The following is a 21,571-nucleotide window of genomic DNA, read 5'->3' as shown; positions in this document are numbered from 1 at the left end:
TCCACCACGAGAAGAAGGGGGCAAGCCATGACCACGATCGCCGAAACCTGGGGTGTCCACGAAGGCCAGTTCTGGCTTCGAGGAGAATTCCCGGCCGACCCGGTCCACTTCGACGCCGAGACGGGTATGTGGAACGTCTACGGCCACGCCGAGGCGTTGGAGACCCTGAGTGATCCCAAGGTGTTCTCCTCCGACACCGCCCGGCTGATCCCTCAGGAGATCGCACCGGACAAGGAACTGTTCGTCGAGGGCAACCTGCTCCAGATGGACCCGCCGGACCACAAGAAGCTGCGCACGCTGGTGAGTCACGCCTTCACGCCGAAGGTCGTCGCGGATCTCGAACCGCGGATCGCCGCGTTGACGAACGAACTCCTCGACGCGGTCGACGGCGCGGACTCGATGGAACTGGTGACACATCTGGCTTATCCGCTGCCGGTGATCGTCATCGCCGAACTGCTCGGCATCCCGGCGAGCGATCGCGACCTGTTCAAGGAATGGGTCGACACGATGCTGCGGAACAGCCAGCAGCGGTCGCTGATCAAGCAGACCGAAGAGGACAAGAAGGCCTCCGAGGAAACCGCGGAGCAGCTGAAGAACCTGGTGAACTACCTTGCCGAGCACGTCGAGGACCGGCGGCGGAACCCACGCGAGGACCTGCTGACCAAACTCGTCGAAGCCGAGGTGGACGGCACGAAACTCACGCAGAACGAGGTCGTCAACTTCGCGAACGTGCTGCTGCTCGCCGGGCACATCACCACCACGATGCTGCTCGGGAACACGGTGCTGTGCCTGGATTCCCATCCGGACGAGTACCGGCGCGTCCGCGAGGACCGGGCGCTGCTGCCCGCCACCATCGAGGAATCGTTGCGCTTCCTCAGCCCGTTCGCCCTCGTCGCCCGCGCCACGACGACCGACGTCGAACTGGGCGGAAAGACGGTCCCCGCGGACAGCATGCTCGCCATCTGGGTCGCGGCGGCGAACCGGGATCCGCGCACGTTCAAGGATCCGGGCACCTTCGATCCGGCGAGGTCGCACAATCCGCATCTGGCCTTCGGCCGCGGGATCCATTTCTGCATCGGCGCCCCGCTCGCCAGGCTGGAAGGCAAGACGGCGCTCAACATCCTGCTGGACCGGTTCCCGGCTCTGCGTACCGATCCGGCCGTTCCGCCGTCGTTCATCCCCAGCCCGAACATGACCGGGGTGAACAAGCTCCAGCTGCTGCTGAAGCCCTAGCGGCCGGCGAACCGGGAGGCGAGCGGCACCACCACTCGCGGAGTCCGCTTTCCGGAGGTGTACCGCAATTCGGTGATGTTGCCGTTCGGCACCTGATAGGTGTCGGCGAACGTCCGGAATCCGCGCATGGCCTCGCTGTCCGGGGTGGTGATCCCGGTCAGCAGTGACCACATGACCGCTCGGATGAAGAGCCCGTGCGTGAAGACGGCGATCGGGCCCGGTTCCCGTTCTCCCAACCGCGCCAGGAAGTCCTGGGTCCGGGCGTAGAGGGCAGCGAAGGATTCCGCGCCGTTCACCGCGTGGTGGGGGTCGGCCCGATCCCAGTAGGCCTCGGTGTACGGCTTACGGGTGGCGGTGGTGGTGACCTGTCCATGGAGTTCGCCGAGAAAGGTGAACTCCTGGACAGGCCACTCCTCGACCTCCGCGCCGGGGAACCGCTCGATCGTCGGCTCGGCGGTCTGCCGCGCCCGCACGAACGGAGACGTCACGATCAACCGAGGCGGTTCGGCCAGCGAATCCGCGATTTCGACGGCTTGCCGCCTGCCGAGTCCGGTCAGCGCCGAAGCCCCTGGCTCCCCGCCGGGAAGACCCGCGTTGGACTCGCTTTCCCCATGCCTGATCAGCCACACCCTTGCCACGATCGCCTCCTAGACCCCGTGTGCCGACGACGATCGCACCGAGCGGAGTTGATCGCGACTTCCAGGATGCCGTAATCGCCACCGAAGTGGCGCGGTTTTCAGCGGTCGAACTGTCCCGGCGCACGTCCCTCGCCCGCGGGGCCGCGGTACGCCTGCGCGATGTCCAGCCAGTGATCCGCCAGTGCGCCTTCGGCTTGGATGTCGAGGTCCTCGCGATGACGACGCCGCGTCACGAGGAGACAGAAGTCCTCCGCGCTCCCGGTGATCCGCTGCCGCGAGTCCTCGGGTCCGAACGTCCACAACCGGCCGGACGGCGAGGTGATCTCGAACCGGAATTCCTGCTCCGGCGGGGTCAGGCCCCGCGCCTCGTAGCCGAAGTCCCGCACCCGGACGGCGAAGCCGACGAGGTACGCGAGCCGGTCCGTCCGCTCCGGCCGCACGCCGAGCGCGTCCGCGACGTCCTGCCCGTGGGCGAACAGTTCCATCATCCCGGCGCAGGCGAGGATCGCCGGCGGCAGCGGGTTGACCAGCCACGGCACGACCTGGTCAGCCGGCACCGCGGCGAGCGCCTTGATGCCGGCGTCGCGTTCGGCGCGCCAGCGGCCGAGCAGGACCTCGTTGGGGTCGCCGAGGTAGTCGTCGAGGGCCGCATTGACGGCGGCGTCGAACCCGCGCACCATCGAGCTCTTCATGACTTCGGCGAACTTCCGCGGTTCGCCCGCGGACAATCCGGCGATTTTGAAGATGAAGGAGAGATGGGCGATCTGGTGTTTGACCGACCAGCCCGCCGCGGGTGTCGGCAGCTCCCATCCCGCGTCGTCCAGGCCGGCCACCAGGGCGTCGACCTGTTCGCCCTCCGTGGTGAGGTCCCTGATCACGTTCCGGAAGTCAGTCACCGTGCCGTCCTCTCGCCGTTTCCACCCTTTCGAATGATGCGGACGCGCGGGGCCGTCGTCTTCTCCTGATGAGCCCAGTCGAATTCCGGGCTTGATTCTGGAGCCAGGTCCAAGTTCTACCCTCGTGTCATGCGAACCGAAGCGACGAAGGCGACGACGGCGTTGGCGGCCTTGTCCATGTCCCAGGTGACCGCCCGCGCCGGGGTGCGACCGGACACCGTGCGCTACTACGAGCGCATCGGTCTCCTGCCCGCCCCGGCGCGGACGACCGGGGCGCATCGGCGCTACGACGAGAACGTCATCGACAGGCTGCGGTTCATCCGCGGCACCCAGCGGCTCGGGCTGACGCTGACGGAGATCGGTGACCTGCTGAGCGTGCGCGACACCGGGGTCTGCCCGTGTGAACCCGCCGAAACCATGCTGGAACGCCATCTCACCGAGATCGAAGCGGAGATGACGCGGCTCGGCGAACTGCACGCCGAACTCACTTCCATGCTGTCCGGGATGTCCGGCGCCAAGTGCGCCGATCCGCTTCCCGGCGCCTGGTGCCCGCCTGACCGCGAACCCGAGGGAGGAGGTGGATGACCATGCGTATCGACGATTGTTGCGATTGCGACTGCAGCGGCACCGGCTGCTGCTGACCCGCTTCGGCGGGACCGGCCGGGCTTGACGTCACCCGGCCGGCCATCCGAGGTCAGTCCTGCGGCAGGAGCACCGTCTTGCCGATCCGGTCCTTGCAGACTTCGGCCGAGTAGGCCATCAGGCCGCCTGCCTGCGCGTCCCGGAACAGCCGTTGGATCGGCGAAGTGCGCAGGAAGCCCGAACCGCCGCCCGCCTTCAGCGCCAACTGGGCGACGTCACGGGCGATCTCGTTCGCGAGCACCTTCGCCGTCATGGTCGCGGGCAGGAATTCCGGCGAGTTCTGATCCGCCAGCCACGCCATGTTCCGGGAATACATACGCGCGGCTTCGAGGCGCGTGTGGACGTCCGCGACTTCGAACCGCAGCCATTGCATTTCGGCGAGCGGCTGTCCGGTCACCGGGATGACTCGGCTTCGGGAGTGCGCGACCAGAGCGTCCTCCGCCGCGTCGGCGATCCCCAAGGACAAGAAGGCGAGCCCCGCCGCGATGTGGTTCGGGCGTTGCCCGGCCGAGGGCGGGCACCTGCGGTCGTCTCGCAGGACCGTCCCTTCGAAGGAGACGAGCTGGCTCCTGCTGGCGCGCAGTCCCATCGTGTCCCAGATGGGCACGAAGGTCATCGTTTCGTCCGGCGATACGCCGAAGAACGTCGGCACGCCGTCGACGAGCGCGTTCACCAGGAAGTGGTCGGCGACCTCGCAGCCGGAAACGAACCGCTTGGCGCCGGTGAGCCGGTGCCCGCCCTCGGCTGGCTCGGCGATCTGTTGCGGCATCAGGAACATGTTGCCGCCGCTCGGTTCCGACAGCGCGTTGGCGAACCGCTTGCCGTCGATGAGTTCCCCGGCGTAGAAACGGCCCACGTCGGGAGCGGACAGCTGGACCAGCCCGACCGCGGCGCCGATGTGCATCACCCAGACGCACGCCGTCGACGAACAGGCGGCGCTGAGGATCCGGACGATCTCGCCGTAGGAGCGGTAGCTGAGGTCTTCACCGCCGAATTCCGCGGGCAACGTCGCCCTGTCGAGTCCGGTCGCGTGCAACGCGCGGAGGTTGGCGATGGGCAGTTCGGCCGTTTCGTCGAACTCGGCGGCGCTCGCCGCGAAGTCGCCGGCCAGTTCGGTGACGGTTTCGATCCAGTGGCGTTCGTGGGCGGGCGGGGCGAACGGATGGGTCATGACCGCATCATGCCGGAATCGCGAAGGCCTCCCCGCCACCCCGAGAATGGCGAAGGAGGCCTTTCACGGTCCGGCCGTCACACTCCGGTGCAGGCGGCCATCGCGAATTCGCCGGAAGCGGTCTTGGTCGAAACCACGGCGCCGTCGACGGTGATCTTGCAGGTGACGGAGCCGCCGGTCTCGCCGGTGGTCACGGTGAGCGTCCCTCCCTTGTAGACGCCCTTGTTCTCGACTTCCTTGTTCCACGGCAGCGCCGGAACCGTTTCGGTGACGGGGTTGAGCACCTCGCCGTAGATGACCTCGACGTTCGTGGCGTCACCGGTGATCTCGTAGGACACCTTCGCGGTGCGGTTGATCTCGTTGTTGACTTCGTTGACCGCCGCGTTGAACACGAAGATCCACACCACGCAGACCACGAGGCCGAGTGCGGACAAGGCGATACCGGTGATGGAGAGCCCCTTGTTGGAGGCCTTCCCGTTCTTGACGCGGATCAGCCCGATGATCGAGAAGATCAGGCCGAGGATCACCAGCGGCCACGCGATGACGCCGACGAACGGGATCGGGGAGAAGACCAGCCCCACCAGGCCGAGGACGAAGCCCGTGACGCCGATGCCGTTGCGGGGCGGCATCGGACTGGCTGGGGCTTGCGGGGCCGGCGTGTAGGGGGTTTGCTGGGTCACGGGGGTTTTTCCTTTCCAACGGGATGAACGAGGCGGCATACAACCAGTGATCCCGAGGTGGCCGCATCGTCCTCGGCGCGCCGACCCGTTACGACGAAAGTCGTAATTCGCGTGTTTCGAAGGATCGGTTCCGCTGATGCGGGTCGCCCGGCCCGCCTGCGTACGCTCAGCGCATGGCAAGGCGTGTGCTCGGTGTGGTGCTCACCGTGGTGGCGGTCGCGGCGTGCGTGATCAGCAGCATTTTCGTCTTCAGCGCCCAGGGTTATCTTCCGGCGACGCGCTCGTTCGACCCGACCTGGTGGTCCGCGCTCGGCTTCTTCACCGGTATCGGCGCCGCGGTCATGCTCTGCTGGCGGCACAAATGGCCGGAACTCGTCCTCGCCATCGCCTTGGTACCACCGCTTTGCTTCCGCTCCGACGCGCTGGCCGCGTTGGTCGCCCTCGCCGCGGTGGCCGCGCGCCGCCGCGACCGTTTCCTTTGGCTCGGGTCCGTGCTCGTCTACCTCGCCACGGCGTGGGCGTTGTTCGGCGACGCCAACCGCCATCCCGACGTGACCGTCGCGGGGCAGATCGTCGGCAAGCAGTTCTCCGCGGTGCAGCTGATGGGGACGCTGACGGTCGCCGTCGTGATGACGGCCGTGCCGCTCACCGTCGGGGTCGTGCGCGGGATGCAGGACACCCTCGCGATCCGTGAGGCCAAGGAAGAGGAACTCCGCGCCGAAATGACCCGCCGCGCGGAACGCACCCGGATCGCGCGCGAGATGCACGACGTCCTCGGGCACCGGCTTTCCCTGCTGTCCCTGCAGGCGGGCGCGCTCGAAGTCAGCAAAGGACCCGCGACGACGGAAGCGGCGAAAACCGTCCGCACGACGGCGCGCCAGTCGCTCGAAGACCTGAGGCAGGTCATCGGTGTGCTGCGCGATGGCCAGGGATTCGGCGAAAACGGGGAGAACGGCACGCATCCGGAACCGCCGCAGCCGACGCTGGCGGACATCCCCGAACTGGTCGCCAACGCCCGGCGGGCCGGGCTCGGGGTCAACGTGACGATCCTGCTCGACGACGCGGGCGGCGCGCCGGCGTTGCTCGGCACGACCACGTACCGGATCGTCCAGGAGTCGATGACCAACATCCTGAAACACGCTCCGGGTGCGACGGCCGAGGTTTCGGTTCGCGGAGGGCCGGGGAACGGGCTCACCGTCGAGGTCGTCAATCCGCTGCCCGCGACGGCTCCCGCCGGCAAGGCGCCGGGTGCGGGTTCCGGGCTGACCGGGATCGGCGAACGCGTCACGCTGATCGGCGGGAACGTCAGCACCGGCCCCACCGAAGAGCGCACATTCGCCGTCCGGGCTTGGCTACCTTGGGGACACCACTAACCTGTCCGGGTGAACCAGCGCCCACTGCGAGTGCTGCTCGTCGACGACGATCCCCTCGTGCGAACCGGCTTGTCGATGATCCTGTCGAGCGCGGGCGACATCCGGGTCGTCGCGGAAGCCGGCGACGGGGACGAGGCCGTGCCGAAGGTGACCATGCACGCTCCCGACGTCGTGCTGATGGACATCAGGATGCGGCGGATGAACGGCCTCGTCGCGACCGCCGCCGTCACCGCGCTGCCCAACCCGCCGAAGGTCCTCGTCCTGACCACGTACGACCTCGACGAGTACGTGTTCGACGCGCTCGGCGCGGGCGCCAGCGGATTCCTGCTGAAAGAGGGGTCACCGCAGGAGATCATCGACGCGGTGCGCGTGGTCGCGGCGGGTGAGGCGATGCTGTCGCCGCGGACGACGCGGACACTCATCGGGCATTTCGCCGCGACCAGGACGAGCCCTCGCCGCCATCGGGCGCGAGCCGGGCTGAGCACTCTGACCGAACGCGAGCGGGATATCGTCACGGCTGTCGCGCGGGGCGGGACCAACGCCGAAATCGGCGCGGAACTCCACCTGAGCGAAGCGACCGTGAAGACCCACATCACCCGCATCTTCGCGAAACTCGACGCGACCAACCGGGTCCAGCTGACGATCTTCGCCTACGAAGCCGGGCTTGTCGCTCCCTGACGGTCCGTCGCGAGCAACCCGGCGGCGACGGTCGCCCAGAGCACCACAGCGCCGCCGAAGCCCGGCACGAGCTGCCACGCGGCCGTCCACCCCGCGATCGCGAGCACGGCCGCCAGCACGGCGACGGCGCACAACAAAGCACTCAGCACCAGGAAACGCCGCGAGCCGAACAACTTCGCGAACGGCAAGAAGTGCAGACCGACCACGAACAACACCCACGCGGGCACGGCTTCGGGACTTTCGAAGACCGCCGAGAGCACCCGTGCCCCGGCGAAGATCCCCACCAGCATGAGCAGCACGGCGATTCCGTACCGCTTGCCGAACGGGCTTTCCTCCCGGCCTCCGCCCGCGGGCAGACCGGCACCCCGGCGGGCGGTCAATGCCAGCCAGCCGCCCAATGCCAGCACCACGACGACACCCACCACGACCAGCGGCGTCGATCCGGCGGATGAGGCGCCGAAGAACCACCACCCGGCACCGAATCCCACGCCGATCGCGGAACTGATCAGCAACGTGATCAGCTGCCCTTTGGTGAATTGTCCGTCCGTCATCGCTTTCGGGTCTCCTCCTCCCCCCGGCGGAACAGTACCCGCGGGACTACGCGAGCCCGGCGAGGACGGCGGCCGCCTCCTTCGGGTGGATGAGGAAACGGACGTGGCTGCTCACGAGCGAGCGCACGTCGGTCGGGTTGTCCGGGGTGAGCGCGTCCGCCTCCTTGATGAAGCGGTCCTGCAGCGCCGGCGGCATCGACCGGTCCTCGGTGAGCCTGAGATAGGTGCGCGGGATCCGTCCCCACGTGGCCGCGTCGGCGAGTTCGGTCCCGGCGTCGAGGCTCTCGTCCGGCTCAAGAGTGTTGAGGTAGGCGAAGAATTCCTGCTCGGTGCCGTCTTCGAGCATCGCGGTCTTCAACGCGGCCAGCAGCGCGGGATCGGCGATGCGCCAGTTCATCCGTAGCGCTCCGAGCACGGCGGGATCGGCGACGACGACACCGCCGACGTCGTTGAGCGCGCTGCTCGCGTACTCGGGTCCCTGCATGTACTCGCCCACCGTCGCGTCGACACAGCACCACGCGGAGATGTAGACGATCCGGTCGATCAGTTCCGGGACGGCGTTGCCTACCCCGGTGAGCGTGACGCCACCCCGGCTGTGCCCGACCAGGATGACCGGCCCGTATTGGGCGACCTGGCGCACGACGTCCACCACCTGCTCGACGGCCTCGGCCAGCGTGGCACCCGCCTGGTTCGACGGTGCCGTGGCCAGCGCTTCGAGGTCTTGCGGCGCCTGGTAAGCGGCGTGGAAACCGGCGGCGAACCCGTGTCCGGGAAGGTCGACGGCCAGTGTGCGATGGCCGAGCAGGGCGAGTTCGCGTTGCAGCGGACCCCAGGTGAACGAGGCACTGCTGGAACCGTGTACGAGAACGTAGGTCGGAGTCACGGCTCGTATCCTGGCATCCCGGCTTTGCTCCGGCGGTGATCAGTCCGCGATGAGCACCTGGCCCGCCCCGTCGAACCGGTAGCCGACCCCGCGCACCGTCGTGATCGGCGTCAGCGCGGGTTCGAGTTTCCCGCGGATCTTGCGGACATGGACGTCCACGGTCCGCACGTTGCCGCCGGACAGCCCCCACACTCGCGCCATCAGCGTGAGCCGGTCGAAGACGCGGTCGGGATTCCGGCTCAGGAACAGCAGGAGGTCGAATTCCAGTCTGGTGAACTCCAGTACCTCGCCACGCAGCAGCACTCGCCGCGAATCGGGTTCGATGCGCAGTGGTGGCGCGGGCTCGCCGGATCGTCGCCGTCGTCCGGCGAGTTCGATGACCTGGCCGGAATCCGCCGGGACGGTGCGTGCCGTCAGGGTCACGCCGACAGTGTCCTCAAAGGACTCAAGGAGGCGCGCGGCGATCGCGGCGGCGTGTTCGGAATCGGTGTTCACCCGTAACGCCAGCGTCAGTTCGACGGCCGGTTCCTGGCTCACCGCGAGCGGCTGTGTCATCTCACACCACCCGGACCGGATGCCGGACGACGGCGTCGAACAGGTAACCCTGGGAGTTGAACGGGGTCACTTCCGGCTGGGTGGCGCCGGTGATGTCCGTGGCCCGTGCCCGGAGCGTATGGGCACCGGAAACCGCGGGGCGCCACGGGAATTCCCAGCGTTGCCAGCCCCGATCCGCCGCCGCGCCCACGAACTTCGCTTGTCGCCAGCCGCCGCCGGCGTCGACTTCCACCCGGCGGATCCGGCCGTTGCCCGACCATGACCGGCCACGCAGCACCTGCCTGCCGCCTGCGGTGAACTCGGCGTTCCAGGGCAGTTCGAACGCGCTCTTGACCACCTGCCGGGTGACGACCGTGCCGTCGCTCGGATAGTCCGGCCCGAGCAGCCGGTAGTACTGCGTGCTCCACGGCGACACCAGTGGCGTTTCCGAGACTTCGATACGCCCCAGCCATTTGATGGACGAGATCCCGGCCCAGGACGGCACGACGAGCCGCACCGGATGGCCGTGGTCCGGCGGGAGCGGGCGCCCGTTCATCTCGTAGGCCAGTAAAACGTCCTGCAACGCTTTCGCGACCGGCAGCGGGCGGCGCACCTTCCCCAGGTCGACCCCGCCGGTGACGTAGTCCGCGTCCAGCCCTTCCGGCAGGACGTCCACCGCGTGCCGCGTCAATCCCGCCTTGGCCAGCACGGTGGAAAGCCGGACACCGCGCCAGCGCGCGACCCCGATCGCGCCGAGCTTCCACGCCGTGCCGGACACCGCCTGCCCTTGCTGACCGGTGAAGAAACTCCGTCCGTTGCCCGCGCATTCGATCGCGGAAGTGATTGTCTCCGTAGGCAATCGGAGCAGGTCGCGGTAGGTGAATTCGACGGGCCTGTCCGCCGTCGGCGCGCCGCGCAACCCGGTTCCGAACAGCTTCAGCCGCCAGGTGCCCGCGTCGATCGACGGTGTGGCGGTGTGGTTTCGCACGAAGAACCGCTCGACCGGCGTCAGGTAACCCTGTCCGCTCAACGCTTCCCAGCGCGTCTCCGCGTTGGTGCCGTAGACCTCGAAGATCTCCGAGGGCAAGGGCTTCACGATCGGTGAGGCCGCTGACGCCGTCCCGGCCGGAATCGTGCCGAACGCCGTCAGCGCGAGTGACCCGCCGGCCGCAAGCCGAAGCAACCCTCGCCGCGATATCCCGTCACCCCGCGCCTCCCCAGCACGCCATTGGGCGAACCGAACGCGGTCGTAGGTGGCTTCGTCGGTCAGGCCGGTTCCGGTCATGCGGGTCATTGTCGGCAGCGGCGGTCCGCGCGGACCAGGACGTCCACAGAGCGGAACGGCGAACCCGGAAGGCGGCGGCCTTCCGGGTTCGCCGTCAGGGCATCAAATGACCGCGACGTACTTCACCCAAATGCACAGTCCGCTGTCCCATTGCACGTCGACCTGGAACCACACACCGTCGGTCTGCACCGCGGTGTTCTGCATGTTGATCACCGCGTTCCCGATGAATTCGACGCCACCGCTTCCCGATTCGGCGACCGAAAGCACCGCCCCGTGACCGGGACGGAGACCGCCGATCGGCAGCCAGAGATTTCTCAGCCCCTTGACGCCGCAGTACTGGACTCGCCCGCCGTGGGCGGTCCCGGGAGCGAGGGCGGTTCGGTCACCTTCAGCCTTCTCCGCCTGCAGGACCCGCTGCGACGAAACACCGGAGCCCCTTTCCTCCGACGGCGACGCCTGTGCCGCGGCGGTGCCGAAACCCGCCGCGGTCACCAGCGCGAACACCGCGGCCCACCTCAACGCTTTACTCATTGTTTCTCCCCTGAGCTCGGAATTGTTTACCGGACCCCCACTGTGCGCTCTCCGGCGTACAAGTTCGGTACTCACCCGAGTACCGGAGAAGCTGCCTGAAAGGGCGAGATCATTGACACCGGGTGCCGGAATTGCTGGAATCGCCTCAGCGATCCGGGGGGCGGGTTATGGAATTCCGAATATTGGGTCCATGGGAAGTGGTCGCCGAAGGGGTGCCTCGATCAGTGGGGCCGGGGCGGCGGCGCGCGGTGCTCACGGCGTTGCTGCTGCATTCCAACCGGGTCGTGCCGAGTACCGAATTGATCGACATGGTGTGGGGTGAGCCGGCACCCCGGTCCGCCGCGGTCAACCTGCGCACCCACATCGCCGGTTTGCGGCGGGTGCTCGCACCGGAGGGCGAGCGGCGGTTGACGGCGGGCAACGGCGGTTACCGGATCTCGGTGCGGCCGGAGGAGATGGACCTGACCGTTTTCGAAAATCTCGTGGCCCGAGGCCGCGCCGCCCAGCGGGCAGGCGAGCACGCGGCCGCCGCACTGCGGTTCGGGACAGCGCTGCGCCTGTGGCGCGGTCACCCCTTCGACGACGTCGAGTTGCACGGGGCCGCGGCGGCCGAAGCGGCTCGCCTGAACGAAATCCGGCTCACCCTCACCGAGGAGCATCTCCGCGCGCGGCTGGGCACCGGGGACGGCACCGTGGTCGGGGAACTGCGCGGTCTGGTGGTGGCACATCCGCTTCGGGAACCGCTGTGGATGTTGCTCATGCTCGCGCTTTACGGCACCGGGCGCCAGGCCGACGCCCTCGCCGCCTACGACCAGGCCAAGGAGCGTCTCGCGGGCGATCTCGGCATCGACCCCGGCCCCGCGCTGAGAGATCTGCGCCAGCGGATCCTCACCCATGATCCGGCACTTCCCGGCACGGACATCCGGGAGCGCCCGGCGATCGCGCATCGACGGCCGCTGACTTCACTCATCGGCCGGGACTCGGAGCTGCGGACACTGGCGCGGCTGCTGGACGGGCAGAGGCTGGTGACCGTGGTCGGTCCCGCGGGAGTCGGCAAGACCCGGCTGGCCGTCGAGCATCTGGCAGGCCGGGAGGCGTGGCTGGTCCGGCTCGCCGATGTCGGTCAGGCGGCGGTGGTGCCGCAGGCCGTCGCGGACGGCATCGGCCTGGTCAAGATCGCGGGAGATCCGCGGCGCGCATTGGTCCAAGCACTGGCGGTCCGCTCCGGCCTGCTGGTCCTCGACAACTGCGAGCATCTCGTCCCGGCGGTCGCCGGGCTCGTCGCGGAGCTGCTCGCCGGTTGTCCCGGGCTGCGCGTCCTCACCACCGGCCGGGAACCGTTGGACATCGACGGTGAGGTGATGCTGCCGTTGAGTCCGCTGCACACCGAAACGGCCGTGACGCTGCTCGTCGATCGGGTGCGCGCGGCCCGCCCCGGCTGGACGCCCTCGCCCGGCGAGCTCGCTCACGCGACACGGGTGTGCGAGGCGCTGGACGGTCTCCCCCTCGCGATCGAACTCGCCGCGGCGCGCGCGAAGGTCCTCGGACTCGGGGAAATCGCCGAAGCGCTGTCAGATCGTTTCGCCGTGCTTGGGCCGGTGCCCCGCGGATCACTGACACCGCACGCGACGCTCCGCGAAGCCATCGCCTGGAGCGTCGAACCGCTTTCCGCCGCCGACCGGACGCTCCTGCTGAGTCTGTGGCCGTTCGAAGGCGGCTTCCCCATGGCCGCGGCCGCGGGCAACGCGTCGGAGCTCGCGTCGCTGTCCTCGCTGATCTCCCGCTCGGTGGTGATGGCCGACACGACGACGACGCCTTCGCGCTATCGGATGCTGGAAACGATCCGCGCCTACTGCGAGTCGGCGGATCCGGCGCCGGACGTCACCCGGGACCGGCACGCCGCCTGGGTGCGGGGGCTGGCCGCCGAGTGCGCCGTGATGTTCACCGGCGACCGATCAGGCCTCGCCGTGGCCGCGTTGAACCGTGAGTGGCCGAATCTGCGCGCCGGCATCGGTCACGACCTTGCCCACCGGCCCGCCGCGGCGCTGCGCACGGTCGGTTTGCTCGACTGGTTCTGGACCCGCAGCGGTCACCTCACCGAGGGACGGGAGCTGGTCGGCGCCGCGCTACGCGCCACGACCGGCGCGGCGACGGCGGACCGGGCACGCGCGCTCTCCGCGGCCGCCAACCTCGCCTACTTCGCCGGCGACATCACCGAAGGGCGCCGCCTCGGCGACGAGACCTTCGCTCTCACGGACGGGCAAGCCGACGAAGAGCACCAGATTCTGCACGGCTCGGCGCTCTTCTATCACTCGGTGGCGTGGTTGCACACCGGCGAACTCGGCCGAGCACGGGCCGCCGCGGAGAAGGCGATCGTCTTCGGCGCGCTGACCCGGTCGGACTGGCTGGTCCTGGGAGCCCGCATGGTCCTCGGTGCCGTTCTCGTCGAGCTGGGACAAGTCCGCGCCGGTGAGGAGACGCTGGCCGAGGTCGCCCGCTCGGCCGTCAACGGCTGGCTCGCGGGATGGGCGGAGTTCGCGCTCGGCAAGTCCCTGCTGGGGCGCGCGAAAACCGCCGAGCAACTCGGCGACGCGGCGGGCGCCGTGCGACGGGCCATCGTCCGGTTCCAAGCCGAAGGCGACGTCTGTCATGTCCTCTTCACGATGAACGTCGCAGTGGAGCTGCTGCTGCGCGTCGGCAGGCCCGTCGACGCGGCCATCTTGGAAACCGCGATCGTCCACCGCGCGGACCAGCTGGGATTGGACCGGACGAGCGTCTCCTACGCCGGCGCGGGCCCGCACGAGACCGAGCTGGCCGAAACACTCACCCCGGCGCAGCGCCGCACCGCGAACGCCGAGGGCGTCCGCCTGAACTGGACGGAAATGATCGAACTCGCCATGACGGCGACGATCTGACGATCTCGGTGGATAAGGCTGGCTGTGCCCCGGACGGGGATCGAACCCGCACTGGGTCGATTTTAAGTCGACTGCCTCTGCCAGTTGGGCTACCGGGGCACGGGACAGCCTAGGCGATGTCCTTCAGTTCGCGGCACCGCCTGGTACTCCTCGAAGCGAGCAGCAGCAGCCTGATCGACACGGCACGCCGGCCGAAGCGCCTCTTCCTTCCGGAATGCCTGCACCGGCACACCATAAACGCCGTGAAGGCCTCCTTCCCTACCTTGAGCGTAGGGAAGGAGGCCTTCACGGACTTACCGACTCAGGACTTCGACAGCCGGTCGAATTCCTCGCGCGGGTTGTTGATCTGGCCGAGCGAGATGACCTCGCGCCGGAACAGGCCACCGAGCATCCAGTCGAACAGGATGCGGATCTTGCGGTTCCACGTCGGCATCGCCTTGAGGTGGTACGCGCGGTGGAAGAGCCAGGCCGGGAAGCCCTTGATCTTCAGGTTCAGCGCGTCGGCGACACCCTTGTGCAGGCCGAGGCTGGCCACCGCACCCAGGTTCTTGTGGTAGTAGTCCTTCGGCTTGCCGCCGCGGATCACCTTGATGATGTTCTTCGCCAGCAGACGCGCCTGGCGAACGGCGTGCTGCGCGTTCGGCGGGCAGGTCGCGGTCGGGTCCTGCTCGGTGCGCGACAGGTCCGGCACGGCGGCGTTGTCACCGGCGGTCCACACGTCGGGGTGCCCGACGACCTGCATCGCGGCGGTGGCCTCTACGCGGCCGCGCTTGTCGAGCGGCAGGTCCGAGCTGGCGAGCACCGGGTTCGCCTTCACACCGGCGGTCCAGATGATCGTGTCGGTGTCGAACTCGGTGCCGTCCGAGAGCACGACGTGACCGTTTTCGAACGACTTCGCCGCTGTCGACAAATAGACTTCGATGCCGCGCTTTTCGAGCTGCTCGACGGTGTACACACCGAGCGTCTCGCGCACCTCGGGGAGGATCCGCCCGGCCGCCTCGACGAGCACCCAGCGGATGTCCTCGACCTTGAGGTTCGGGTAGTAGTTCTCCACCGCGAAGCGGGTCATGTCCTCGAGCTCGGCCAGCGCCTCGATGCCGGCGAACCCGCCGCCGACGACGGTGAACGTCAGCAGGCGTTTACGCTGCTCGGGATCGAGCGTGCTGGCGGCCTCGTCCAGCTTCGTCATGACGTGGTTGCGCAGGTAGATCGCCTCACCGATGGTCTTGAAGGCGATACCTTCTTCGACCAGGCCCGGGATCGGCAGGATGCGCGCCACGGCGCCGAGCGCGACCACGAGGACGTCGTAGTTCAGCTGCTCGACGTGCCCGTCGGCGGCCTCGACCGTCACGGCTTTGCGCTCGTGCTCGATCTTCGTCACGCGCGCGGTGAGCACGTGGCAGCGCTTGAGCACGCGCCTCAGCGGCACGACCACGTGCCGCGGTTCGATCGCACCGGCCGCCGCCTCGGGCAGGAAGGGGGCATAGGTCATGTGCGGCTGCGGGTCAACGACCGTCACGGACGCTTCGTTGGCCCGGAGCATCTTCTGGAGCCCGTACGCCGTGTAGAGCCCGACGTATCCACCACCAAGGACGAGGATCCGTGTCGGTTCCGACTTAACACCAGCCATATTCCTATAGTCGCACCCATCTGCTGAGATCGCTCGGAGACCCCATCCGGCTGTGACCAGCGTCGCCACGGCTTCCGCACCGATTCAGTTCAGGCCGGCCACCGAGGTCGCGGCGGCCAGGACGTCGCACACCATGTCAAGCGTCAGGCGGCCGGTCTGGACATTGCGCTGCGACACGTGATAACAGCCGAAAAGGCGCAGGTCGCCGAGGTCCACTTCGACTCCGTGGCCGAACTTCGGGCGTGGCGCGGGCACCGGCCAGCCCGCTTCCGCGAGCACCGGCAGCAGCGCCTGCCAGCCGAAGGCGCCGAGCACCACGACGGCTTTCAGCGTCGGCCGCAGTAGCGCCAACTCCGCCGCGAGCCAGGATCGGCAGGTTTCCCGTTCCCCAGGTGTGGGCTTGTTCGCGGGTGGCGCGCATCTCACCGGGGAGACCATCCGGGTCCCCCGCAGCTCGAGACCGTCACCGATATGGGTCGACGTCGGCTGCGAAGCGACCCCGACCCGGTGAAGTGCTTTGAAGAGAACGTCACCGGACGGGTCGCCCGTGAACAGGCGGCCGGTCCGGTTCGCGCCATGCGCCGAAGGAGCGAGGCCGACGATCGCCAGCGACGCGTCCGGCGGGCCGAAGCCGGGCACCGGCCTGGCCCAGTAGGTCTCGCCGGCGAAGGCCGCGCGTTTGACCACCGCGATCTCCTCGCGCCACGCGACCAGCCGCGGGCAGGCGCGGCAGCCGATGACCTCGGCGTCGAGTTCGGCGAGGGAATGGAACCTCATAACGCCTCCTTCAACGCGTCGCGGGCGAGACGGTCGGCGTGCCGGGTCGTCTCCGGCTGACGGAACGAGGGGCACAGCCGCAGCACCTGGCGGCACGCGTTGTCCAGCGAGATCTTGTGGCCGACGGAGACATAAACGGGTTTCACGCCGTCCTGGGTGCGCAGGACCGCGCCGACGACCTCGCCGTCGTCCAGCAAGGGTGCCCGCGAGCCGCGTACCGCGCCGGGTTCGCCGTGCTCGCCGACGAACCGGGTCTTGCCGACCCCGATGGACGGCAAGCCGGTCACGACACCGACATGGCACGCGAGCCCGAACCGGCGCGGATGGGCCAGGCCGTGCCCGTCGCAGACCAGGAGGTCCGGGACGTGGTCGAGCGCGCGGAGGGCGTCGAGCAGCGGGGGCAGCTCGCGGAAGGCGAAAAGTCCGGGTTCGTACGGGAACGAAACCCGGGAAACGACGGTGCGCTTTTCCACGACGCGGAACCCGGACGTTTCGAGGGTGACCGCGGCGGCGGCGATCAGGTCGCTGCCCTCGTCGTAGGCGACGTCCAGTCCGGTGACCGTGACGATCTCTTGTGGACAGCGGTCCACGGGATCGACCAGGCCACGGAGGGTTTCCTGGATCTCGATCGCCTGCTCAGCGGTGCTCGGGCGATCATGCGCCGTGACGATGTCCACTCCTACAGACTGCCAGTAAGTTGGGGGTATGCCGGACACCAATCCCGATTCGAAGGCCGCCGACGAGAAGGACGCCCCGTCGGTGGAAACCAAGGTCGAGCCGACCGACGACCTGGTCACCACGAAGCACACGTTGACGCTCAAGCGCAAGAAGCTCGCCTACACGGCCCAGACCGGGCGGATCGTGCTGCGGAAGGAGGTCATCACCGACGGCAAGTCCGAGGGCTACAAGGCCAAGGCCGAAGTGTTCGTGACCTCCTACACGCTCGACGACGCGGAGCCCGGCTCGCGCCCTGTCACGTTCGCGTTCAACGGCGGGCCGGGCTCGGCGAGCGTCTGGCTGCACATGGGCCTGCTCGGCCCGCGCCGCGTACTCTCGGGCGACGTCGACGACCCGGTCACGCCGCCCTACGGGTTGACCGACAACCAGGAAACCCTGCTGGCACACAGCGACCTGGTGTTCATCGACCCGGTGTCGACCGGCTACTCACGCGCCGTGGACGGCGAGGCGGCCAAGGAATACCACGGCTACACCGCCGACATCGAGTCCATCGGCGAGGTCATCCGGCTGTGGGTCTCGCGTAAACAGCGCTGGCTGTCACCGAAGTTTCTGGCGGGCGAGTCGTACGGCACGCTGCGCGCGGCCGGGCTGGCGGCTCATCTGCAGGAACGCCACGGGATGTACCTCAACGGGCTCCTGCTGATCTCGTCCGTGCTGGATCTGGGCACCCTGCGGTTCACCGAGGGCAACGACCTGCCGTATTCGCTCTACGTGCCGACGTACGCGGCGATCGCGCATTACCACGGCCTTCACGGCGACCGGCCGCTCGACGACGTCCTCGCCGACGCCGAGGACTTCGCGGCCAAGGAACTCCCCTGGGCCCTCGCACGCGGAGCGCGTCTGTCCACTCAGGACCGAGCGGAGGCCGTGGCGACGCTCGCTTCCCTGACCGGGCTCAGCGAGTCCTATGTGGACCGTGTCAACCTGCGGATCGAGCACGTCCGGTACTTCACCGAGCTGCTGCGAGACAAGGGACTCGTCGTCGGCAGGATGGACGGCCGGTTCACCACCTGGGAACCCGACGGCGGCCGCGAGCACATGAGCGACGACCCGTCGATCTCGCGGATCATCGGCGCCTACACGGGCGGGCTCAACCACTACGTCCGCGCCGAACTCGGCTACGAGAACGACCTGCCGTACGAGGTCCTGTCGACGGACGTCTTCAAGGCCTGGTCGTACTCCGACTTCGAGGGCCGCTCGGTGTCCTCTGTGGACTCGCTGGCCTCGGCCATGCGGGCGAACCCGCACCTGCGGGTGCACGTCGCCTTCGGTCACTACGATGGCGCTACACCGTACTTCGCTTCGGAGCACGTGCTGGCGCGCCTTCAGATCCCGGAGGAACTGCGGGAGAACATCGACACGGCGTACTACCCGGCCGGGCACATGATGTACGTACACGAAGAGTCGCGGGTACGGCAGGCGAAGGACCTGGCGAAGTTCATCAAGACCGCCTCGGGCAAGTAACCCTTCTCGCGCCTTTCGGTTACGCGCGAGCCCACCCCTCGTACTGCAATGAAGGGGCCTTTCATAGCAAAATTTGCTATGAAAGGCCCCTTCATTGCAGTGGTACGGCGAGTTCTGTCGGTACCGCGGACCACCATGATCGCCATGTACCTCTCAAAGAACCCACTCACCGATTCCCACCTGTGGCAGTACAGCCGAGACGGTGTCATCCAGGTGACAACCCTCGAAAAGCTCGGGGTTTCACCAAGTACCTCGTATCGAAGGTGTCAGCCTGGAGGCCGATGGACCCATCTGCTTCCAGGAATCGTTCTGCTGTCTCGCGCCAGACCGTCAGCAAGGCAACGCGTCGAAGCCGCGTTGATGCACGCCGACGGCCTCGGCATCGTCACGGGATTCGAAGCGGCACGGCGTTACGGACTACGCCAAACCCCCGCCGGGGATTATGTCCATGTTCTGATTCCTCAACTGCATCACATCAGAAGCTCCAGGTTCGTGATCGTCGAGAGGACGATCCACATGCCCGGAAGCCGGGTGTTGAGCCGAGTCCCGCTCGCGGAACCTCCTCGCGCGGTACTCGACGGACTCCGACGCATACGGGAGCTCGACCCGGTGCGCGCGCTGCTGCTCGAAGCGGTCGAAACCGGACTGTGCACACTGAGCGAACTTCAAGTCGAACTGGAGTCTGGCAGCAAACGGGGGACCGCATTACCCCGCGCCGTGCTTCGCGAACTCGAAGCCGACGTCGCGTCCGTGCCGGAAGCCTCGGCGCTCTCGATCTGGCAGCGCGCCGGTCTGCCGCCTGCCGAGCGGAACGTCAAGATCTTTGACGCCCACGGCAACTACATCGGTAAACCCGACTCGTGGTGCGATGAGCTAGCCATGGCTTGGGAGATCGATTCGTACTCGTTCCATTTCGGCAGGGATGCCTTCAGAAAGACGCTCCATCGCAACAATCGGTACGCGGCAGCAGGGATCATCGTGGTGCAGACACTTCCGGCTCGGCTACGAGATGAACCCGAGAAGGTCATGGCGGAGCTTCGGGCCGCCGCGGTAGCAGCAGCACGACGACCGCGACCCACCATCATCGTCGCTCGGGAGGAGCGAGCGGCTTGAACACCCGCCCGTGCAATGAAGGGGCCTTTCATAGCAAAATTTGCTATGAAAGGCCCCTTCATTGCACTAACGAACCGAGGGATCAGCCCCGCAGGTACTGCGAGCCCCGCGTAACGGCCGACCAAGCGTCCACGGCACCGTGACCGTAGAAGCCGTTGAACGAAGCGTCACCGGTGCAGGTCGCGGTGAACGACGCGTCCCGGCCTTCGTCCAGGTAGTCGACGGTGCGCGGCACCGGGCAGGCGACGTCCGAAGCCGTGCCCTCGAGCACCCGCTGCACGGCGTCCGGGTTCATGCCGAAGTCGCGCGAACCCTTGCCGTACTGCGAAACGATCAGCCCCGCGACACCTGCGGCGTGCGGGGACGCCATCGACGTACCCTGCAGCCACTGGTAGTAGCCGACGCGGCCGTCGGCGGCGGTCGCCTTTTTGATGCCGGCGGTGACACCGTCGGGGGTGATGTTCCCGGCCTCGTCGATGTTGCCTTCCGCGACGCCGACGTTGCGCGGGTACGTCGAGAGGATCTGGTTCTCGAGCGTGCGGAACCACGGGGTGCCGAAGCCGTCACGGAAGTAGCCGCCGGGTGCGGAGACCGAGATCTGCTCGACGCCGTAGTTCGAGTAGTCCGCCTTCGCCTGCGAAGGACCGAAGGAGGAGACACCGATCGTGTGCGGGCCTTCGATGGGCAGTGAGAGGCAGCTCGCGTTGTCGATCTGCCGCGGGTGCGTGCTGTTCGACGGGTAGCCGGGGCTGGAAGCGTCCGGCTGCGGGGCGGCGAGGTCGCTGTGCTGGTTGCCCAGCGAGACGACCTGGGTGACGCCCTTGCGGTGCGCGTAGTTCAGCGCACGGGTCGTCGCCTCGATGACGGTGCGCTGCTCGGCCTGCTGCGCGGGCGTGTCCGCGGGGTTCGCGGTGCAGTTGTACAACCACGGGTCGGTGAAGAAGCTCATGTTGACGACGTCCACACCGGCGTCGCCGGCGTAGGTGATCGCGTCCACGGTCGACTGCAGGAAGAAGAAGCCCGAGTCCTGCCCGGCGCGGATGTTCACCAGTGTCACGTTCGGCGCGACACCCGAAACACCGAAGCCGTTCGCGGCGGCGCCGATGGTGCCGGCGACGTGCGTGCCGTGCCCGTTGTCGTCGTGGTCCGCCGGGTCGACGCAGCTGCGGTATTCACACGGTCCGTCGACCACGGCGCCGTTGACGTCGGCGACGATGTCCTTCGTGAAGTTCCGCGACGCCGCGCGGTCGAAGTTCGGCGCGATGTCCGGGTGGTTCCCGTCGACGCCGGTGTCGATGACGCCGACCTTGACGCGCTTGTCACCTGGCTGCTTGGTCCGCGAAAGGTCCGAACGGACGGACTTGAGTCCCCAGAGCTGATCGTCGAGCGGGTCCATGCCGACGGCCTGCGCTTGCGCCGGCTTCTTGGCGGACGGGGCCGCGGCGCCGCGGCCTTCCTTTTCGACGACGCTCGGCTTGACCTTCGCCTTGCCGTTCTTCGGCGCGGTGCCGATCGGCTTCGCTTTGGCCGCACCGAAGACCGAGCGGTCCGCGGAGACCCGTTCGGCGAAGCCGTTGGCGGGCGCGGTCGCCGTGATCAGGCCGACCGCGGCGTTGCTCGCCACGACGGTGCCCCCGGCGGCGCGGACCGCCTTCTCCACCGAAGCGGCACTTTGCCCTTCACGGGCCAGAACGGAGAATTCGGTGGCGGCGCCGGAAAGCTGTGGTTGCGCGGACGCCACCGGCGCGGCGACGATTGCACCGAACAGCGGTACCGCCAGCGCGATGGCGAGAGATCTGGGCTTTTTCACTTCCTGCCTCCTGAAGAAAACTATTCGTG

Annotated in this window: 20 protein-coding genes and 1 tRNA gene; 7 read left to right on the top strand and 14 right to left on the bottom strand. The window is 67.9% G+C overall.

Features of this window, described 5'->3' with window-relative positions; all coding sequences use genetic code 11:
- Positions 1 to 27 precede the first annotated feature (27 nt).
- Positions 28 to 1,233: a cytochrome P450 gene (locus ACIHAO_RS15150; protein ID WP_396558097.1), complete on the top strand. Its 1,206-nt coding sequence runs from the start codon at positions 28 to 30 to the stop codon at positions 1,231 to 1,233.
- Here the strand turns inward: ACIHAO_RS15150 and ACIHAO_RS15145 are convergent.
- Entirely contained in the window at positions 1,230 to 1,871 is a 642-nt protein-coding gene (locus tag ACIHAO_RS15145; protein ID WP_396558095.1) for a histidine phosphatase family protein, read from the bottom strand. The two genes, ACIHAO_RS15150 and ACIHAO_RS15145, sit on opposite strands and share 4 nt — an antisense overlap.
- Positions 1,872 to 1,969: 98 nt before the next feature.
- The gene (locus ACIHAO_RS15140; RefSeq protein ID WP_396558093.1) at positions 1,970 to 2,767 is read right to left on the bottom strand and encodes a TIGR03084 family metal-binding protein; all 798 of its coding nucleotides are present in this window, start codon (positions 2,765 to 2,767) and stop codon (positions 1,970 to 1,972) included.
- A gap of 129 nt (positions 2,768 to 2,896) precedes the next feature.
- Here ACIHAO_RS15140 and ACIHAO_RS15135 point away from each other — a divergent pair, with 129 nt between their 5' ends.
- The gene (locus ACIHAO_RS15135; protein WP_396558091.1) at positions 2,897 to 3,352 is read left to right on the top strand and encodes a MerR family transcriptional regulator; all 456 of its coding nucleotides are present in this window, start codon (positions 2,897 to 2,899) and stop codon (positions 3,350 to 3,352) included.
- A 109-nt stretch (positions 3,353 to 3,461) separates the two neighbouring features.
- On the opposite strand, the gene ACIHAO_RS15130 is transcribed toward ACIHAO_RS15135, so the two are convergent.
- Complete coding sequence (locus ACIHAO_RS15130; RefSeq protein WP_396558089.1) at positions 3,462 to 4,580, bottom strand: acyl-CoA dehydrogenase family protein; 1,119 nt, start codon at positions 4,578 to 4,580, stop codon at positions 3,462 to 3,464.
- A gap of 77 nt (positions 4,581 to 4,657) precedes the next feature.
- Positions 4,658 to 5,209, bottom strand: coding sequence for a DUF4190 domain-containing protein (locus ACIHAO_RS15125; RefSeq protein WP_125792868.1), 552 nt, complete (start codon positions 5,207 to 5,209; stop codon positions 4,658 to 4,660).
- A 224-nt stretch (positions 5,210 to 5,433) separates the two neighbouring features.
- On the opposite strand from ACIHAO_RS15125, the gene ACIHAO_RS15120 reads away from it, so the two are divergent.
- Complete coding sequence (locus tag ACIHAO_RS15120; RefSeq protein ID WP_396558087.1) at positions 5,434 to 6,633, top strand: sensor histidine kinase; 1,200 nt, start codon at positions 5,434 to 5,436, stop codon at positions 6,631 to 6,633.
- Positions 6,634 to 6,663: 30 nt separating this feature from the next.
- Positions 6,664 to 7,311: a response regulator gene (locus ACIHAO_RS15115; RefSeq protein ID WP_396558266.1), complete on the top strand. Its 648-nt coding sequence runs from the start codon at positions 6,664 to 6,666 to the stop codon at positions 7,309 to 7,311.
- Here the strand turns inward: ACIHAO_RS15115 and ACIHAO_RS15110 are convergent.
- The 5 genes from ACIHAO_RS15110 to ACIHAO_RS15090 form a co-directional block, all read right to left on the bottom strand.
- On the bottom strand, positions 7,284 to 7,862 hold the full coding sequence (locus ACIHAO_RS15110; protein ID WP_396558085.1) for a DUF7010 family protein: 579 nt from the start codon (positions 7,860 to 7,862) through the stop codon (positions 7,284 to 7,286). The two genes, ACIHAO_RS15115 and ACIHAO_RS15110, sit on opposite strands and share 28 nt — an antisense overlap.
- 46 nt (positions 7,863 to 7,908) lie before the next feature.
- Positions 7,909 to 8,745, bottom strand: coding sequence for an alpha/beta fold hydrolase (locus ACIHAO_RS15105; protein ID WP_396558083.1), 837 nt, complete (start codon positions 8,743 to 8,745; stop codon positions 7,909 to 7,911).
- Between the two features lie 39 nt (positions 8,746 to 8,784).
- Positions 8,785 to 9,300, bottom strand: coding sequence for a winged helix-turn-helix domain-containing protein (locus tag ACIHAO_RS15100; protein ID WP_396558081.1), 516 nt, complete (start codon positions 9,298 to 9,300; stop codon positions 8,785 to 8,787).
- 1 nt (position 9,301) lies between these two features.
- Positions 9,302 to 10,564, bottom strand: coding sequence for a sulfite oxidase (locus ACIHAO_RS15095; RefSeq protein WP_396558079.1), 1,263 nt, complete (start codon positions 10,562 to 10,564; stop codon positions 9,302 to 9,304).
- 102 nt (positions 10,565 to 10,666) lie between these two features.
- On the bottom strand, positions 10,667 to 11,095 hold the full coding sequence (locus ACIHAO_RS15090) for a hypothetical protein (protein ID WP_396558077.1): 429 nt from the start codon (positions 11,093 to 11,095) through the stop codon (positions 10,667 to 10,669).
- A 212-nt stretch (positions 11,096 to 11,307) separates the two neighbouring features.
- Here ACIHAO_RS15090 and ACIHAO_RS15085 point away from each other — a divergent pair, with 212 nt between their 5' ends.
- Positions 11,308 to 14,010 carry a BTAD domain-containing putative transcriptional regulator gene (locus ACIHAO_RS15085; protein ID WP_396558075.1) on the top strand — a complete coding sequence of 901 codons (2,703 nt, stop codon included), beginning with the start codon at positions 11,308 to 11,310 and terminating at the stop codon, positions 14,008 to 14,010.
- 25 nt (positions 14,011 to 14,035) lie between these two features.
- Here the strand turns inward: ACIHAO_RS15085 and ACIHAO_RS15080 are convergent.
- From ACIHAO_RS15080 to ACIHAO_RS15065, 4 genes are all read right to left on the bottom strand, one after another.
- Positions 14,036 to 14,109, bottom strand: a tRNA-Leu gene (locus ACIHAO_RS15080).
- Positions 14,110 to 14,311: 202 nt separating this feature from the next.
- A complete protein-coding gene (locus tag ACIHAO_RS15075; protein WP_007028829.1) occupies positions 14,312 to 15,640 on the bottom strand; it encodes an NAD(P)/FAD-dependent oxidoreductase in 1,329 nt (442 codons plus the stop codon).
- Between the two features lie 84 nt (positions 15,641 to 15,724).
- A complete protein-coding gene (locus ACIHAO_RS15070; protein ID WP_396558073.1) occupies positions 15,725 to 16,417 on the bottom strand; it encodes a uracil-DNA glycosylase in 693 nt (230 codons plus the stop codon).
- Positions 16,414 to 17,094: an endonuclease V gene (locus ACIHAO_RS15065; protein WP_396558071.1), complete on the bottom strand. Its 681-nt coding sequence runs from the start codon at positions 17,092 to 17,094 to the stop codon at positions 16,414 to 16,416. The genes ACIHAO_RS15070 and ACIHAO_RS15065 overlap by 4 nt, the downstream gene beginning before the upstream one ends.
- Positions 17,095 to 17,122: 28 nt before the next feature.
- On the opposite strand from ACIHAO_RS15065, the gene ACIHAO_RS15060 reads away from it, so the two are divergent.
- Positions 17,123 to 18,619: a S10 family peptidase gene (locus tag ACIHAO_RS15060; protein WP_396558069.1), complete on the top strand. Its 1,497-nt coding sequence runs from the start codon at positions 17,123 to 17,125 to the stop codon at positions 18,617 to 18,619.
- Positions 18,620 to 18,754: 135 nt separating this feature from the next.
- Positions 18,755 to 19,732 (top strand): hypothetical protein, encoded by a 978-nt coding sequence (locus ACIHAO_RS15055; RefSeq protein ID WP_396558067.1) that lies wholly within the window; start codon positions 18,755 to 18,757, stop codon positions 19,730 to 19,732.
- Between the two features lie 82 nt (positions 19,733 to 19,814).
- Here ACIHAO_RS15055 and ACIHAO_RS15050 read toward each other — a convergent pair whose 3' ends face one another.
- Positions 19,815 to 21,542 (bottom strand): S8 family serine peptidase, encoded by a 1,728-nt coding sequence (locus ACIHAO_RS15050; RefSeq protein WP_396558065.1) that lies wholly within the window; start codon positions 21,540 to 21,542, stop codon positions 19,815 to 19,817.
- Positions 21,543 to 21,571: the final 29 nt, after the last annotated feature.

It is taken from the genome of Amycolatopsis sp. NPDC052450 (assembly GCF_044547565.1).
GTDB lineage: Bacteria > Actinomycetota > Actinomycetes > Mycobacteriales > Pseudonocardiaceae > Amycolatopsis.
This window is presented reverse-complemented; position numbering and strand designations above follow the sequence as displayed.

Bases quoted from the DNA above. Each gene is read 5' to 3' on its own strand.
- ACIHAO_RS15150 (WP_396558097.1), top strand. From the start codon at position 28: ATGACCACGATCGCCGAAACCTGGGGTGTCCACGAAGGCCAGTTCTGG.
- ACIHAO_RS15135 (WP_396558091.1), top strand. From the start codon at position 2,897: ATGCGAACCGAAGCGACGAAGGCGACGACGGCGTTGGCGGCCTTGTCC.
- ACIHAO_RS15130 (WP_396558089.1), bottom strand. From the start codon at position 4,580: ATGACCCATCCGTTCGCCCCGCCCGCCCACGAACGCCACTGGATCGAA.
- ACIHAO_RS15125 (WP_125792868.1), bottom strand. From the start codon at position 5,209: ATGCCGCCCCGCAACGGCATCGGCGTCACGGGCTTCGTCCTCGGCCTG.
- ACIHAO_RS15120 (WP_396558087.1), top strand. From the start codon at position 5,434: ATGGCAAGGCGTGTGCTCGGTGTGGTGCTCACCGTGGTGGCGGTCGCG.
- ACIHAO_RS15110 (WP_396558085.1), bottom strand. From the start codon at position 7,862: ATGACGGACGGACAATTCACCAAAGGGCAGCTGATCACGTTGCTGATC.
- ACIHAO_RS15100 (WP_396558081.1), bottom strand. From the start codon at position 9,300: ATGACACAGCCGCTCGCGGTGAGCCAGGAACCGGCCGTCGAACTGACG.
- ACIHAO_RS15095 (WP_396558079.1), bottom strand. From the start codon at position 10,564: ATGACCGGAACCGGCCTGACCGACGAAGCCACCTACGACCGCGTTCGG.
- ACIHAO_RS15090 (WP_396558077.1), bottom strand. From the start codon at position 11,095: ATGAGTAAAGCGTTGAGGTGGGCCGCGGTGTTCGCGCTGGTGACCGCG.
- ACIHAO_RS15075 (WP_007028829.1), bottom strand. From the start codon at position 15,640: ATGGCTGGTGTTAAGTCGGAACCGACACGGATCCTCGTCCTTGGTGGT.
- ACIHAO_RS15070 (WP_396558073.1), bottom strand. From the start codon at position 16,417: ATGAGGTTCCATTCCCTCGCCGAACTCGACGCCGAGGTCATCGGCTGC.
- ACIHAO_RS15060 (WP_396558069.1), top strand. From the start codon at position 17,123: ATGCCGGACACCAATCCCGATTCGAAGGCCGCCGACGAGAAGGACGCC.
- ACIHAO_RS15055 (WP_396558067.1), top strand. From the start codon at position 18,755: ATGATCGCCATGTACCTCTCAAAGAACCCACTCACCGATTCCCACCTG.